General features: G+C 70.4%; 14 protein-coding genes. 5 read left to right on the top strand and 9 right to left on the bottom strand.

The annotated features are described in order from the left end of the window. Positions 1–72: 72 nt before the first annotated feature. From EZ242_RS12720 to EZ242_RS12710, 3 genes are all read right to left on the bottom strand, one after another. The gene (locus tag EZ242_RS12720) at positions 73–1,497 is read right to left on the bottom strand and encodes an undecaprenyl-phosphate glucose phosphotransferase (RefSeq protein ID WP_135285527.1); all 1,425 of its coding nucleotides are present in this window, start codon (positions 1,495–1,497) and stop codon (positions 73–75) included. Beyond that, positions 1,490–2,293, bottom strand: coding sequence for an XrtB/PEP-CTERM-associated transcriptional regulator EpsA (epsA, locus tag EZ242_RS12715; protein WP_135285526.1), 804 nt, complete (start codon positions 2,291–2,293; stop codon positions 1,490–1,492). Before epsA ends, EZ242_RS12720 begins: the two co-directional genes overlap by 8 nt. 450 nt (positions 2,294–2,743) lie before the next feature. Next, on the bottom strand, positions 2,744–3,049 hold the full coding sequence (locus EZ242_RS12710; protein WP_135285525.1) for a hypothetical protein: 306 nt from the start codon (positions 3,047–3,049) through the stop codon (positions 2,744–2,746). A gap of 101 nt (positions 3,050–3,150) precedes the next feature. On the opposite strand from EZ242_RS12710, the gene EZ242_RS12705 reads away from it, so the two are divergent. Then, positions 3,151–3,954 carry a hypothetical protein gene (locus tag EZ242_RS12705; RefSeq protein WP_135285524.1) on the top strand — a complete coding sequence of 268 codons (804 nt, stop codon included), beginning with the start codon at positions 3,151–3,153 and terminating at the stop codon, positions 3,952–3,954. Here EZ242_RS12705 and EZ242_RS22020 read toward each other — a convergent pair. The 3 genes from EZ242_RS22020 to EZ242_RS12700 all read right to left on the bottom strand — a co-directional run bounded on the left by EZ242_RS22020 (position 3,951) and on the right by EZ242_RS12700 (position 4,663). Then, a complete protein-coding gene (locus EZ242_RS22020; protein WP_167784748.1) occupies positions 3,951–4,118 on the bottom strand; it encodes a hypothetical protein in 168 nt (55 codons plus the stop codon). The genes EZ242_RS12705 and EZ242_RS22020 overlap by 4 nt on opposite strands. 4 nt (positions 4,119–4,122) lie before the next feature. After that, the gene (locus EZ242_RS22015; protein WP_167784747.1) at positions 4,123–4,290 is read right to left on the bottom strand and encodes a hypothetical protein; all 168 of its coding nucleotides are present in this window, start codon (positions 4,288–4,290) and stop codon (positions 4,123–4,125) included. A gap of 94 nt (positions 4,291–4,384) precedes the next feature. Beyond that, complete coding sequence (locus tag EZ242_RS12700) at positions 4,385–4,663, bottom strand: hypothetical protein (RefSeq protein ID WP_135285523.1); 279 nt, start codon at positions 4,661–4,663, stop codon at positions 4,385–4,387. 221 nt (positions 4,664–4,884) lie between these two features. Here EZ242_RS12700 and EZ242_RS12695 point away from each other — a divergent pair, with 221 nt between their 5' ends. Beyond that, positions 4,885–5,889: a 2-hydroxyacid dehydrogenase gene (locus EZ242_RS12695; RefSeq protein ID WP_135285522.1), complete on the top strand. Its 1,005-nt coding sequence runs from the start codon at positions 4,885–4,887 to the stop codon at positions 5,887–5,889. 14 nt (positions 5,890–5,903) lie between these two features. Next, positions 5,904–7,982 carry a PAS domain-containing hybrid sensor histidine kinase/response regulator gene (locus EZ242_RS12690; RefSeq protein ID WP_135285521.1) on the top strand — a complete coding sequence of 693 codons (2,079 nt, stop codon included), beginning with the start codon at positions 5,904–5,906 and terminating at the stop codon, positions 7,980–7,982. A 16-nt stretch (positions 7,983–7,998) separates the two neighbouring features. Here EZ242_RS12690 and EZ242_RS12685 read toward each other — a convergent pair whose 3' ends face one another. Together EZ242_RS12685 and EZ242_RS12680 are read right to left on the bottom strand one after the other, a co-directional pair. Beyond that, positions 7,999–8,874: a YihY/virulence factor BrkB family protein gene (locus EZ242_RS12685; protein ID WP_167784746.1), complete on the bottom strand. Its 876-nt coding sequence runs from the start codon at positions 8,872–8,874 to the stop codon at positions 7,999–8,001. 182 nt (positions 8,875–9,056) lie between these two features. Next, entirely contained in the window at positions 9,057–9,896 is an 840-nt protein-coding gene (locus tag EZ242_RS12680; protein WP_135285519.1) for an intradiol ring-cleavage dioxygenase, read from the bottom strand. A gap of 132 nt (positions 9,897–10,028) precedes the next feature. On the opposite strand from EZ242_RS12680, the gene EZ242_RS12675 reads away from it, so the two are divergent. Next, entirely contained in the window at positions 10,029–10,958 is a 930-nt protein-coding gene (locus EZ242_RS12675) for a LysR family transcriptional regulator (RefSeq protein ID WP_135285518.1), read from the top strand. A gap of 22 nt (positions 10,959–10,980) precedes the next feature. Beyond that, entirely contained in the window at positions 10,981–12,627 is a 1,647-nt protein-coding gene (locus EZ242_RS12670; RefSeq protein ID WP_135285517.1) for an FAD-dependent oxidoreductase, read from the top strand. Positions 12,628–12,741: 114 nt separating this feature from the next. Here the strand turns inward: EZ242_RS12670 and EZ242_RS12665 are convergent, their stop codons facing one another. Continuing rightward, entirely contained in the window at positions 12,742–13,800 is a 1,059-nt protein-coding gene (locus EZ242_RS12665) for a maleylacetate reductase (protein WP_135285516.1), read from the bottom strand. Between the last annotated feature and the right edge of the window lie 238 nt (positions 13,801–14,038).

The following is a 14,038-nucleotide window of genomic DNA, read 5'->3' as shown; positions in this document are numbered from 1 at the left end:
GACAACCCGTCATGCATGTTGAGTGACCTGGGACCATCACAACAATGGCTCCTTCGGGCTAGACCCCACTCCTCAATACGCCGAGCTGTCTCGAAAGACGAGTCGGATCGTACGGAAGATGATGTAGAGGTCAAGGCGCAGCGACCAGTTGCGCAGATAGTCCAGGTCGTAGCGGATGCGTCCTTCCATCTTTTCCAGGGAGTCGGTCTCGCCCCGGTAGCCGTTCACCTGGGCCCAGCCGGTGATCCCCGGCTTGACCTTGTGGCGGACCATGTAGCTCTTGATCAGGGCGCGATAGAACTCGTTGTGGGCCACCGCGTGGGGGCGTGGACCGACGATGCTCATGCGCCCCTGCAGCACGTTGACGAACTGCGGCAGCTCGTCCAGCGAGGTGCGCCGCAGGAAGCCGCCGATCGGGGTGACCCGGTCGTCGTTCCGGCTGGCCTGGCGGATGGTTTCGCCATCCTCCACCACGCGCATGGAGCGGAACTTGTAGACCAGGATCTCCTGCCCATCGAGGCCGTAGCGGCGCTGGCGGAAGATGACCGGCCCGGGCGAGCTGAGTTTCACGGCCAGGGCCACGGCCAGCAGCACCGGCGTGAGCAGCAGCAGGATGAGGCTGGCCAGCACGACGTCGCTGGCGCGCTTGAGGACGCCGTCCGGTCCCCGGAAGGGGGTCTCGCACACCGAGATGACCGGCATGCCGCAGACCATGTCCGTGCGGCCCTGGATCAGGTCCGTCACGAACATGTCGGGGACGAAGTAGACCGAGGCGGTGGTGTCCTTCAAGGCGTCGAGCAGCTCCTTGATGCGTGGCTGCGACGCCATGGGCAGGGACAGGTAGATCAGCTGCACGCGCTGCACCTTCACGAAGGCGGCGATGTCCGCCAGCCGACCGAGATAGCGCAGGCGGCCGTTGTGGTGGTGGCGCCCGTCGCTGCGGTCGTCGAAGTAGCCGACCAGCTCGACGCCGGTGTCGCGCTCGTTCGACAGCCGCTCGGCCAGGGACGCGCCCTGCTCGTTCAGGCCCACGATCACCGCCCGCAGCGGCGGTCCCTGCAGCCGCACCAGGTGCGGAGCGGCCCAGCGCAGCGCCCAGTGCACTCCGAGCTGGCTGGCCGGCGCGAGCCAGAGCCAGTTGAGGATCACGCCGCGCGACATCTGGCCCAGGTGCCCGGTGGCGATCCCCGTGGCCATCAGCAGTCCGGCGATCCAGCACCAGTCGAGCAGGGTGGACGTCACGACCCGACCTGCGGGCGCCCGAAGCCGTGCCCGGCCGGGAAAGGACAGCGCGAAGGCCAGGACCGAAGTCACCAGCCAGGCGGGCGACAGGGCTCCTTCGACCCACCAGACCAACGCCCAGAGCGACAGCACCAGGGCGAGCGGGTCCAGCAAGGCCTCCAGGGCGCGCAGCAGCCGGCTTTCGCTGGGTGCGCCCGGCGCGAGCGACAGGGGTACCGGCGGGGCCAGCACCGGGTGCGGCGATCCATCAGGCATAGGCACCGCTCATTCGCGTGAGCTTGGCCACCGCCTGCGCGCGATTGGTCACGTCCAGTTTCGTGAAGATGCTCTTCATGTGGTTCTTCACCGTGAACTCGCTGATTCGCAGGATGCAGCCGATCTCCGGGTTGGTCTTGCCCATGGCAACCCAGACCATGATCTGCCGCTCGCGCTCGCTGAGCGTGCCCAGGGGGCCGACCAGGGCATCGAGTTCGCCGCGCTCGAAGCGCTGCTGGCGCGAGGGCGCAGCCGGCATGGCGCGCAGCGCCAGGTCGATGAAGGGCATGAGCAGGCGCAGCATGGCAGGCGCGCCCTCGCTCGCATGGGCCTGCTCGCTCAGGGCAGCGAAGATGCGCTCGGCGCCGGTGCGGGGGTCGCGCGTGCCGTGCACCACCGCACTGCGCATGCCGGCCAGCGACTGCCCCGCGGGCCAGCCCGCGGCGGCGGCGCCGAACAGCTCGGCGCATCCGCGCAGGTCCACCCGGCAGGCGCCGTGCCGCGCCGCCACCCAGCAGTCGCGCAGGTAGTTGACCAGCGGCATCAGCCGTGCAGGCCGGCATTCGTGCGTGCGCAGGCCCGGAAGGCTGGAGACCAGGTCCACCTGCACCTCGGGCGACTGGAAGTCGCCCCAGGCGACCAGCAGCAGTTCGTGCGGCAGCAGCGCCTGCACGTCGTCGCGCAGCCAGCGCCACAGGTCCGCATGTGTACTCAGGGCCGCTCCACGCGTGGCTACCCGGAGGAAGGCCGCCGCGTGGGGGCTCTGCGCCACCGGCATGTCCAGCAGATCGTTCATTCGCAAACTCCCCGCGATTCAGTACGCCCGCTTACAAGCGGGGAGGGTCGGCATGGCACGAGACGCGCCATCGGCGGCTCCAGCCGGCGTGGCGTGTGCCGACGCGTCACCTCGAACACGAGCATGGCGCTCGGCTTGCAGCGATGGACGACTTCGCGGCAGCAGTGTGAAATTGCACATTTTTGGGCCTCCCTCGGTAACGACAGGATGCAATCGTGCTGCAGCGGGACAGCAGCGCTGTGTAGGCGGCCGACGGACGCCGCTGTCGGAGCCGCGCCAGCGTCCTGATGTGCATATCCAAACTGTGGTTTGCGTGAGCAGATGTGACGGCAGCCCCCTTGGCGTTACATCGCTTCACGGGTTGGCGCTCGTGGATGAGCGAAAACGCGCTGCGCATTCGCAACGCGGCTGGGTGGCTGCGGCGCGATGACAACGGCCGCGTGAAGGTGTTCAGAACCGCGGCAGGTCCTGCAGCCGGGTGCCGCTCGGCTCCTCCCCCAGGGCGAGGGTTTCGCGGCCGGCCGGCGTGACGCCGACCTTGAAGTTGGGGCCCAGGGGGCCCATGCCCTGCTCGGGCGTCCAGGCCACCACCGGGTCGCCTTCCAGCAGGCGGTCGATCACGGTCGTGGTCCGGGTGGGCGCCGGCGCCAGGTCCCACTGCATGCGGTCGACGTCGAGCAAACCCATCATGGCCTCCTCGATCTCGTCGGGGCTGAGCCAGCGCAAGGCGGTGATGGCGTAGACGGCGTGTTCCATGCGCAGGGATTGTGGGTGGCTCGGGCGCGGCACCGATCGGGCAATCGCGACACGCGTCGTGGGAGGGAACCGACGGCGGCAGGCCTAAACTTCCCGGCCTCGTGAACGCCTCGTCCTTCTTTCCAGCGCCGCTCGGTCGCGCGCACGCACGACGGCTGCGCGAGCTGTACCGCTCGGCCGGCTGGCCCTGCCAGGACACGGTGGAGCTGGAACTGCTCGCAGCCGGCATGCTCGAGCGCCTGCGCGACGCCCACGGCCGCGAAACGCTGCGCCTGACCGACGCCGGCATCGGTTTCGCCGCCGCCCAGGCGCAGCGCAACCGAGCCGCGCTGTCCCTGCACGAATCGCTGGTGGACCTCGTGGCGCAGCACATGATGCGCGCCGGCCGGGTGGTATGGACGGGGCTGAGCCTGCGGGCGCAGGTACCCGCCGACGCGGCGGGCGAAGCGTCGAGCCAGGCGGCGGGGCTGCGCTGGTGCGTGGCCCGGCCGGACGTGTTCTCGATCCGGCACACCTCGGTGGAAGCCTACGTGGAACCGGTGGTGCACGAGATCAAGGTGCGCCGCGCCGACCTGCTGGCCGACCTGCGCCAGCCGGGCAAGCGCGCCGCCTACCAGGACCTGGGTGCCTGCTGGTACGTCATCGGGCTGGACCCGGGCGGCCGCCCCATCGCCGAACCGGAGGAGATTCCCGCCGAATGCGGCGTGCTGCTCGCGCGCGGAACGCAGCTGGAGTGCCTGCGGCCGGCACCACCGCGGCCGCGCAGCACCCTGCCCTTCGGCGTCTGGATGGCGCTGGCCAAGGCCACGCCATTGGCACCGGAGCCGCTCCTGGGTGCGCAGGCGCAACTGCGCGACGACGCGCCGCCGGCAGAACCGCCGGAGCCGCCGCCGGTCAGCGCCTAGGTCCTCACCTCGTGCGCCTTGGGCGCACCCGGCGCTTCCGGCTCCACCGGTTTCCAGTCCGGCTGGAACTCCGGTTCGACCGGCAGGCGCGTCGGGTTGGCCGGCTCGGGCGATTCATCCCCGCCGGGCTGGTCGGGATCGGGTTCGACAGGGTGGGTGGCCATGGGATCAGAACGGGCTGGGGTCGCCGGCCAGTCCGGTCGTCGTCCTGGCTTGCTCCTCGACGGACGCCGGCTGCGGCGAGGCGGGCTGTGGCGGCGGCGCGAAGCCATCGCCCAGGTCCGTGGGCTGCGGCGGTGCGGCGTGCAGGCTCGGATCGAGCTGGTAGGGAATCATCGGGGGCCTCCTTGCCTGCCATGGTTGCACCGCACAACCATCGCGGCACGCGGCGCGGCACCCGCGTGCCTGTCAGTGCAGGCCGCGGCGCGCGTCAGAGCTTCTCGTCCTCCGAGATGCGCTGGGCCTCGCGGCGCATGACGGTGCTGGGTTCGTGGGTGAAGGGCAGCTTGGGCAAACCGATCAAGCTCTGCAGGTGAGCATGGGCGCGGTCCATGTCGGCGCCGATCATGGCCAGAGCGACTTCATGGCCGGGCTCGTTCTTGGCGATCTCGAGGTAGGCGGCGCGAAAACGCTGGTAGTCGGCTTCGGCCCGTGCAACTTCCTGCTGCGCCGCGACCATCTTGGCGTACTCGGAACGGCTGTAACGCATGGGGGATCCTGGTGTCCTTTGCCAATCGACAAATCCTAGGCATCGCGGGCCGCGCGTGTGTTCCCAGACTGAAACAAACGCGTGAAGGTATCGCTGAGGAACGAGCGACGCAGGCGTGCATGCAATTTGCTGCGACGCCAGCGAAGTGCTCCTACAGACCGGTGGCTCGGCCTGGCCGACAGTCAGGGGTCGTGTAACTTCCAGCCTCCACCGGCCCATCCATGCGCGTTGCGGTTTTCAGCAGCAAGTCCTACGACCGTGAGTTCCTGGCCCGCGCCAACGCCGCGGGCCGCCACGAACTGGTCTTCCTGGACGCCCGGCTGGACGCGGCCACCGTGCCCGCAGCGCTGGGCGCCCAGGCGGTCTGCGCCTTCGTGAACGACCGGCTGGACCGCGAGGTCCTGCAGCGCCTGCAGGAGATGGGCGTGCGGCTGGTGGCGCTTCGAAGCGCCGGCTTCAACCACGTCGACCTGGAGCAGGCGCAGGCCCTGGGAATCGCAGTGGCCCGGGTGCCCGAATACTCGCCCTACGCGGTGGCCGAACACACCGCGGCCCTGGTCCTGAGCCTGGACCGCAAGATCCACCGGGCGCATGCCCGCGTGCGCGAGGGCAACTTCGCGCTGGAGGGCCTGCTCGGCTTCGACCTGCACGGCCGCACCGTCGGCGTGGTGGGAACGGGAAAGATCGGCGAATGCTTCCTGCGCATCATGGGCGGCTTCGGCTGCCGGCTGCTCGCCACCGACCCGCAGCCCAGCGAGAGCTGCCGGCAGCTCGGCGTGCGCTACGTCGAACTGCCGCAGCTCCTGGCGGACGCCGACGTGGTGAGCCTGCATTGCCCGCTCACGCCCCAGACGCGCCACCTCATCGACGCGCCGGCACTGGCCCGGATGAAGCGCGGCGCCATGCTGGTCAACACCAGCCGCGGCGCGGTGCTGGACACACGCGCGGTCATCGGCGCGCTCAAGTCGGGCCACCTGGGCAGCCTGGGCATCGACGTGTACGAGGAAGAGGCCGATCTCTTCTTCCGCGACCTGTCCGGCGAGGTGATCCGCGACGACGTGTTCGCCCGCCTGCTGACTTTCCCCAATGTGCTGGTGACGGCGCACCAGGCCTTCTTCACCGAGGAGGCACTCACGGCGATCGCGCAGGTCACGCTGCGCAACCTGGATGCCTTCGAGGACCGCGGCCAGCCCGAGTACCCGGTCACGCCGGCGCGCCTGGCCTGACGGCACCGGCCCCCATGAACGACCGCAGTCCCCTCCTGACCAAGCCGCACCCGCTGCTGCTGCCGGACGGCGGCCAGGCCTCACCGCAGACCGGCAAGCTGCTGCTGGCCACCGACTGGTCCGCCACGCCGCTGGGGCCCATGGACGGCTGGCCCATGAGCCTGCGCATCGCGGTGAGCATCTGCCTGAACTCGCGCTTCCCGATGTTCGTCTGGTGGGGGCCCGAGCTGGTCAACATCTACAACGACGCGTACGCGCCCGTCCTGGGGCGGCGCCATCCTGCCGCCTTCGGCGAGGCGGCGCGCACGGTCTGGCACGAGATCTGGGACGTCGTCGGACCGCAGCAGGAGGCCGTGATGCTGCGCGGCGAAGCCACCTGGAACGAGCGCGTGCTGCTGGTGATGGAGCGCAACGGCTTCACCGAGCCGACCTACTTCACCTGGTCCTACAGCCCCATCTATCGCGAGGACGGCCGCATCGGCGGCCTGTTCTGCGCCTGCACCGAGGAGACCGGCCGCGTCGCCACGGAGGTCGAGCGGGACCGCCTCGTCGCCGAGGCGCAGCACACCGCGCGCATGCTGCAGAAGTGGTTCGACAACGCGCCCGGCTTCGTGGCGCTGCTGCGCGGGCCGCGCTATGTGTTCGAGATGGTCAACAAGGCCTACTACCAGCTGGTGGGCCACCGCGACATCCTGGACAAGCCCGCCTTCGACGCCCTGCCCGAGATGCGCGCGCAAGGCTTCGAGGCATTGCTGGACGAGGTGGTCGCCACCGGGCGGCCGTATGTCGGCCGCGCCGTTCCCCTGAAGGTGCAGAAGGCACCGGGGGAGCAGATGGTCGAGCGATTCATCGACTTGGTGTATCAGCCGGTCTTCGACCCCGCGGGTCGGGTGGTCGGCATCTTTGCGCAGGGGCACGACGTGACCGAACAGGTGGAAGCGACACGCACGCTGGAAGACGCCGACAGGCGCAAGGACGAATTCCTCGCCACGCTGGCGCACGAGTTGCGCAACCCGCTCGCGCCCCTGCGCCAGGCGGCGCAGCTGGCCCGGGAGCCCGGCCAGGATGCGCGGCGCCATGCCTGGGCGATGGACGTGATCGAACGGCAGGTGGGCACCATGAGCCTGCTGATCGACGACCTGCTCGACGTCTCGCGCATCTCCCGCGGCAAGCTGGACCTGCGGCTTGCGCGCATCGACCTGCGCACGGTGGCCACGCACGCGATGGGCGCGGCCTCGGCGGCCCTGGACGCGCGCCGGCACGCGGCGGGGCTCGACCTCCCCGCCGAGCCGGTCTGGCTGCAGGCCGACCCCGTGCGCGTCGAGCAGGTGCTGTCCAACCTGCTGTCCAACGCCTGCAAGTACACGGACCCGGGTGGCCGCATCGAGGTGGCGGTGAAGCGGACGGAATCGGAGGCGGTCCTCACGGTGCGGGACAACGGCATCGGCCTGGCCGCCGCGGACCGCGAGCGGGTGTTCGGCATGTTCTCGCAGGTGCATGCCGCGCTCGATCGCGCCGAAGGCGGGCTAGGCATCGGCCTGGCCCTCAGCCGGGGCCTGGTCCACCTGCACGGTGGCCGCATCGAGGCCCACAGCGAAGGCGCCGGGCGGGGCTCGACATTCACCGTGCACCTGCCGCTGGCGCAGGCCGGGAGCGTGGACGGCGAGGATCCGTCGGCACCTTCCAAGCAGGCGGGCGGCGCATCGTCCGCGGCGCGTTCGGAGAATCGCCGCGTCCTCCTGGCCGACGACAACCGCGACGCCCTGGAGACCATGGCCCTGCTGCTGGAGGCGCACGGCTACGAGGTGCATACGGCCGGCGATGGAGAAGAAGCGCTCGCGGCGCTGCGGCGCCTGCGCCCGCGCGTGGCCATCCTGGACATCGGCATGCCGCGCCTGAACGGCTACGAGGTTGCCCGGCAGTTCCGCGAGGACGGCGAGGCGGCGGTCGCCGTGCGCCTGATAGCGCTCACCGGCTGGGGGCAGACACAGGACCAGGTGCGGGCGCTGGAAAGCGGCTTCGACTTCCACTGCACCAAGCCGGTGGAGATCGCCCGGCTGCTCGAACTGCTGGAGCGCACCGCGCCGGACTGAGTTGCCCCGCAGCCACTCAGCTCGGCTGTTCGTCGGCCTTCACGCCCGGTGCCCGCTCACCTTTGCTCTTGCCCTTGGAGGAATGGTGCTCCAGCAGCGCGTTCACCTCTGAGCCCAGCAGGATGGTGAGGCCCGCGATGTAGAGCCACAGCATGAGCGCGATCACCGCGCCGATGCTGCCGTACACCGCGTTGTAGTTGCCGAAGTTCTGCACGTAGAACGCGAAGCCGCCCGAGGCGACGATGAGCACCAGCGCGCCGATGACGCTGCCTGGCAGCACGTAGCGCAAGCGCTGCTCGGTGTTGGGTGCGTAGTAGTAGGTGATGACGAAGGCACCGAAGAGCGCCAGCACGATGATGACCCAGCGCAGCACGACAAAGAAGGTGAGCAGGGCCTGGCTGAAGCCGAAGCGGTTGCCGATCCAGTCCTGCACCACGCCGCCGAGCACGATCATGGAAAAGGCCAGCAGCACCAGGACGACGAACAGGATGCTCAGGCCGATGGCCACCAGCCGCGCCTTCACGAACGGACGTCCTTCGGGCACCTTGTACGACGCGTTGAGCTGCTGCATCACCGCGTACATGCCGGTGGAGGTGGCCCAGATGGTGCCCAGGATGCCGAAGGACAGCAGGCCGCCGCTGCGGTCCTGCGTCACGTCCTCGACCACGCCGGTGAACATCTCCGCCGCCTGCTGGGGCAGGGCCTGGCGCAGCAGGTCCATGATGGCGTCGTCCACCCGTGGGATCGGCAGGTAGGGGATCAGCGCCATGGTGAGGATGGCCGCCGGAAAAACCGCCAGGGTGAGATAGAAGCCGAGAACGGCCGCGCCATTGCTGATGTTGTCGCGGCTGATTTCCTGGTACAGCTCGCGCAGGAACTGGCGTGTCGTCATGCCATGGAACATGGAACACCTCGTGTGTGTCGATGGGGGTGGCGCCGCAGCCCGGTGGCCGCGGAAGATCTGGCTCCAAGCCTGCCTTCGCGCCATGGCCGACTTCGTAGGCGCTCGCCGCATGTGCCTGCGCGCAGGCGTGAGGCGTGCCGCAGAGGTGCGCGGCTTGAGCCCCGTGTCGCTCAGGCGCCTTCGGACACGGGATTGAGCACGAAGTCGTACTCGACGAGATAGCTGCCGTCGGGCTGGCGCACCCAGTCGGCGATCAGCGACTGGCGCACGCCGAACACCGCATCCGAGTCCAGGTAGGCATCGCCGTTGCGAAAGACGTGGGTGATGAGCGTCTCGTAGCCCGGCGCCTCGATCATGAAGTGCAGGTGCGCCGGCCGCCAGGGATGGCGGCGCGTCGCCTCCAGCATGTCGCCGACCGGGCCGTCGTGCGGAATGGGATAGGACTCGGCCAGGATGGACTTGAAGTGGTACTCGCCTTCCGGTCCCGTGCGCAGCACGCCGCGCCCCTGGGGCTGCGCGAGGCCCGGGCGCTGCACGTCGTAGGTGCCTTCCGCGTCGGCCTGCCACACGTTGAGCTGCGCACCCGGCACGGGCTCGCCGCCCAGTCCCCGCACATGCCCGCGGACCTGGCAGGGGATGCCGGCCGCGCCGTTGGCCACGTCGGCCCCGAGGTCGTACTCGGGCGCGCCCTCGACGTAGAACGGGCCGAACACCGTGGCCTCCGTGCAGCCGGCGGGCTTGTCGTTGTTCATCGCCACCGTGAGCATGGACAGGCCGAGCGTGTCGGACAGCAGGATGAACTCCTGCCGCTTGTCGTCGGTGATGTGGCCGGCGCGGGTGAGGAAGTCGATGCCGCGCATCCACTCGGCCTCGGTGAGCCTCACCTCGCGCGCGAAGGCGTGCAGGTGCTGCACGAGGCTGGTCATGATCTCCTTGAGGCGCGGATCGGGCGTGTCGGCGAAGCGGGCGATCACGGCCTGCGTGATGTTGTCCTGGGTCAGGTTCCTCATGGCGTCTTCCTCGGGGCGCGGGCCCTCGCAACGTGGAGCACTGTAGGCACGGCCGATAATCCGCGGAAGGGCCTGGCGGCAATTGAGTTTTCCACCGCCCGCAACAAAGGCCCGGCCCGCGCAGGAGACACTGTGGATCGATGGAGCGAGATGGCCTTGTTCGTGCAGGTCGCCGAGACCGGCAGCCTCAGCCGCGCCGCGGACGCGCTGGGCCTGTCCAATGCCGCCGCGAGCCGGCACCTGGCCTCCCTGGAAGAACGCCTGGGCGCGCGGCTGGTCGAGCGCAACACGCGCCGGCTGTGGCTCACCGAGCAGGGGCAGGAGTTCCTGCGCCGCAGCAAGTCGATCCTGGCCGAGCTGGCCGAGGCCGAGTCCGCGGTGAACGCGGCCGCGCTCGATCCCACCGGCACCCTGCGCATCAGCGCGTCGCTCTCCTTCGCCATGCAGCACATCGCGCCGCGGCTGCCCGAGTACACGGCACGCTTTCCGAACGTGACGGTGCACGTGGAGACGGCCAACCGCTACCTGGACCTGATCGACAACAACATCGACGTGGCGGTGCGCACGCGCGAGTCCGAGCCGGACTCGAACATCACCATCCGCCGGCTGGCCGAGACGCGCCGCATCCTCGCCGCCTCGCCGGGCTACCTCTCGCGCCGCGGCCGTCCGCGCGCGCTGGAGGACCTGCAGCGGCACTCGCTCCTGATCTACACCTACGCCAACAACCCGCACGAGCTGCGCTTCAGCCGGGGCGGCGAGACCACCACGCTCTCGGTGCGCGGGCTGCTGGAGTCCAACGACGGGCAGGTGCTGCGCGCGGCGGCCCTGGACGGCCTGGGCATCCTGGTGCAGCCCACCTACATCCTCTACGAGGACATCGTGGCCGGCCGGCTGGTGCCGGTGCTGGACGAGTGGGACCTGCCGCGCCTGGGCATCAACCTGGCCTACCCGAGCCGCAAGTACCTCTCGGCCAAGGTGCGCACCTTCATCGACTTCATGGCCGACCACTTCCACCGCATGGATTACGAACGCAAGTGGACGCAGCGCTTCGGCAGCTACTGAGGCCCTGCCTCCCCCATTCCCGATGATCGACACCGATGTCCTGGTCGCCGGCGGCGGCCCCTGCGGCCTCATGCTGGCCAACGAACTGGGCCCGCGCGGCGTGCGCCTGCTGCTGGTCGATGCCAAGCCCGGCACCGCCTTCAATCCCCAGGCCAACGCCACCCAGGCACGCACCATGGAGCACTTCCGGCGCCTGGGCTTCGCCTCCGAGGTGCGGGCACAGGGCCTGCCGGCGGACCACCCCACGGACATCGCCTACTTCACCCGCTACACCGGCCACGAACTGGCGCGCATTTCGCTGCCCACCGCGGCCGAGGCCGTGCGCCGCATCCGCGAGATGGGCGGCTCCTGGAGCGCGGCCGAACTGCCACACCGCATCTCGCAGAAGTTCGTCGAGGCCATCCTGCGCCGGCACGCGCAGGCGCACCAGAGCAACGACATCCGCTACGGCTGGCGCCTGGCCGCCTTCGAGGACCGCGGCGACCATGTGCTCGCGACCATCGAGCCCTCGGGCGGCGGGCCGGCGCAGCAGGTGCGGGCCAGGTACCTGGTCGGCGCCGACGGCGCGCGCAGCAGCGTGCGCCAGGCCCTGGGCATCGCCTGGGGCGGCGAGACCGGCGTGCGGCGCGAGTTCATGGGCGGGCAGATGTTCGCGGTGTACCTGCGTGCGCCGCGCTTCTACGAGGTGCTGCCGCACGCGCGCGCCTGGATGTACGTGTCCTTCAATCCGCAGCGGCGCGCCTTCATGGCCTCGGTGGACGGGCGCGAGGAGTTCGCGCTGCATGCCGCGCTCCATCCGGGCGAGGACCCGTCCACCTGGACCGAGGCCGACGCGAAGCGGGTGTACTGGGAAACGCTCGGGCGCGAGATCGACTGCGAGGTGCTGTCCTTCGGCACCTGGCTGGCCGGGCATGCCCTGCACGCGCAGTCCCTGCAGCGCGGGCGCGTGTTCATCGCCGGCGACGCGGCGCACCTGTTCACGCCCACCGGCGGCCTGGGCTACAACACCGCGGTCGAGGACGCGGTGAACCTCGCCTGGAAGCTGGCCCACGTGATCCAGGGCCGCGCCACGCCCGCGCTCCTGGACAGCTACGAGGCCGAACGCCGGCCGCTCGCGCAGCGCAACACCGCCTTCGCGCGCCAGTTCGCCGACTCCGTGGGCCTTTTTCCCGCCGCGCCGCGCCTGGAGGAGGACAGCCCCGAGGGCGAAGCCCTGCGGGCAGAAGCCTCGGTGCGCCTGGACGCGCATGCCCGGCTGGAGTTCAACATTCCCGGCGTGACCTTCGGCGGCCGCTACGACGGCTCGCCCCTCATCGTGGCGGACGGCACGCAGCCGCCGCCGGACCGGCCCAACGAATACCAGGCTACGGCCTGCCCGGGCGGAAGGCCGCCGCATGCGTGGCTCGACGACGGCCGCTCGCTCTACGACAGCTTCCATCGCGAATGGACGCTGCTCGCCCTGGGCCCGAGCCCGCCGGACGCCGCCCCCTTCATCGACGCGGCACAGGCGCTCGGCCTGGACCTGCGGGTGGTGGCGCACGAGTCGCCCGCACTGCGGGAGCTCTACGCGGCACCGCTCGCCCTGATCCGGCCGGACCAGGTGGTGGCCTGGCGTGGCGGCGATGCGTCGTCGGCAATCGCAGTCCTGCGGCAGGCGACAGGCAGTTGACCCCTTCCCCCTCTGGGGGAAGGCTGGGATGGGGGCCTCGCGAGAAGCAGTGTGGTCGGCGCGCGCGGCCCCCTCCCCAACCCTCCCCCAGAGGGGGGGGAGGGAGTAACTCCCTCACGCCGGCCGCCGCCCCTCCCACGCATCCTGCAGCAGCTGCCGCAATGCGCCGCGCTCCAGCGGGCGCGGATTGGGGTACTGGTTCTGCAGCGCGATGTCGCAGGCGCGGTCCAGGTCTTCCGCTCGAAGACCGATGTCGCGCAGCGCCACCGGGGCGCCGTTGTTCGCCGCCAGATCGAACACCGCCTGCGCAGCGCTGGTCCCGGCCAGCGCACGCGCGATGCGCGCCATGGCCTCGGGCGCGGCCGGCGCGTTGTAGGCCAGCGCGTGCGGCAGCACGATGGTGTGGGTCTGCGCATGCGGCAGGTCGAAGCTGCCGCCGAGCGTGTGGCACAGCTTGTGGTGCAGCGCCATCCCCACGTGGCCCAGCACCGTGCCGCACAGCCAGGCACCGTACAGCGCCTGCGCGCGCGCCTCGAGGTCCCCGGGGCGGGCGCGCACGGTCGGCAGGCTGCGCGCCAGCGCGGCGATGCCCTCCTCGGCCATCAGGTCCATGACCGGATTGCCGTCGCTCGCATAGAGGCCTTCGGCCGCATGCGCGATGGCATTGATGCCGCTGGTGACGCTGATATCGGCCGGCAGGCCGAGGGTCAGCTGCGGGTCATAGAGAACCGTTCGCGGCAGCACGCGCGCGTCGCGTCCGGTCTTCTTCAAGCCGCCCTCGGTGATGCCGTAGATGGGCGTCATCTCGCTGCCGGCGTAAGTGGTGGGAACGGCCAGGATCGGGAGCCCCGATTCGAGCGCGATGGCCTTGCCCAGGCCGGTGGTCGATCCGCCGCCGATGGCCACCGCGCCGTCGGCGCCGAGTTCTCGCGCCCGCTCCCGCGCCTGGCGCGCCACCTCGACCGGCACATGCATGGCGGCGCCGTCGAAGATGCCGGCCGCCCGCGCGCCCAGCAGCGCTGCCGCCTGCTCGGCCAGCGCGCGCTGCCCCGGCGTGCACAGCACCAGCGCGCGGCGCACGCCCAGGCGTTCGATCTCCTCGTCCAGCCGCGCCAGCGATCCGGGACCGAAGACCACGCGCGCAGGCTGGGCCGTGTAGGTGAAGGGCTTCACGGCGTCGCTCCTGCGTGAGCCGGCCGAGCCAGGTCGTTCATGGGGGTGTCCTCGGAAAAGCAAGGCCCGCTGAGCTTCCAGCGAGCGCGGGCGGCGCAAATTATGGGCACGCGGCCCCGCCTCCGGCGGGTACAGAGTTCCAGCTGGCGCAAAAGTCCTTTTCGCAGGGCGCCCTTACGCGGCTGGGGCCTGCGGCTTAGAGTGGCCGCTGCAAGGGCTGCCTGCCCTGACGAGAGGA

It is taken from the genome of Ramlibacter rhizophilus (assembly GCF_004681965.1).
GTDB classification, from domain to species: Bacteria; Pseudomonadota; Gammaproteobacteria; order Burkholderiales; family Burkholderiaceae_C; genus Ramlibacter; species Ramlibacter rhizophilus.
Note: the sequence above shows the minus strand (reverse complement) of the source record. Positions and strands in the feature narration are given on the sequence as shown.

Excerpts from the sequence above, each read along its gene's own strand:
- EZ242_RS22015 (WP_167784747.1), bottom strand. The coding sequence starts at position 4,290 with ATGATTCCCTACCAGCTCGATCCGAGCCTGCACGCCGCACCGCCGCAG.
- EZ242_RS12720 (WP_135285527.1), bottom strand. The coding sequence starts at position 1,497 with ATGCCTGATGGATCGCCGCACCCGGTGCTGGCCCCGCCGGTACCCCTG.
- EZ242_RS12695 (WP_135285522.1), top strand. The coding sequence starts at position 4,885 with ATGCGCGTTGCGGTTTTCAGCAGCAAGTCCTACGACCGTGAGTTCCTG.
- EZ242_RS12710 (WP_135285525.1), bottom strand. The coding sequence starts at position 3,049 with ATGGAACACGCCGTCTACGCCATCACCGCCTTGCGCTGGCTCAGCCCC.
- EZ242_RS12685 (WP_167784746.1), bottom strand. The coding sequence starts at position 8,874 with ATGACGACACGCCAGTTCCTGCGCGAGCTGTACCAGGAAATCAGCCGC.
- EZ242_RS22020 (WP_167784748.1), bottom strand. The coding sequence starts at position 4,118 with ATGGCCACCCACCCTGTCGAACCCGATCCCGACCAGCCCGGCGGGGAT.
- EZ242_RS12700 (WP_135285523.1), bottom strand. The coding sequence starts at position 4,663 with ATGCGTTACAGCCGTTCCGAGTACGCCAAGATGGTCGCGGCGCAGCAG.
- EZ242_RS12670 (WP_135285517.1), top strand. The coding sequence starts at position 10,981 with ATGATCGACACCGATGTCCTGGTCGCCGGCGGCGGCCCCTGCGGCCTC.
- EZ242_RS12680 (WP_135285519.1), bottom strand. The coding sequence starts at position 9,896 with ATGAGGAACCTGACCCAGGACAACATCACGCAGGCCGTGATCGCCCGC.
- epsA (WP_135285526.1), bottom strand. The coding sequence starts at position 2,293 with ATGAACGATCTGCTGGACATGCCGGTGGCGCAGAGCCCCCACGCGGCG.
- EZ242_RS12690 (WP_135285521.1), top strand. The coding sequence starts at position 5,904 with ATGAACGACCGCAGTCCCCTCCTGACCAAGCCGCACCCGCTGCTGCTG.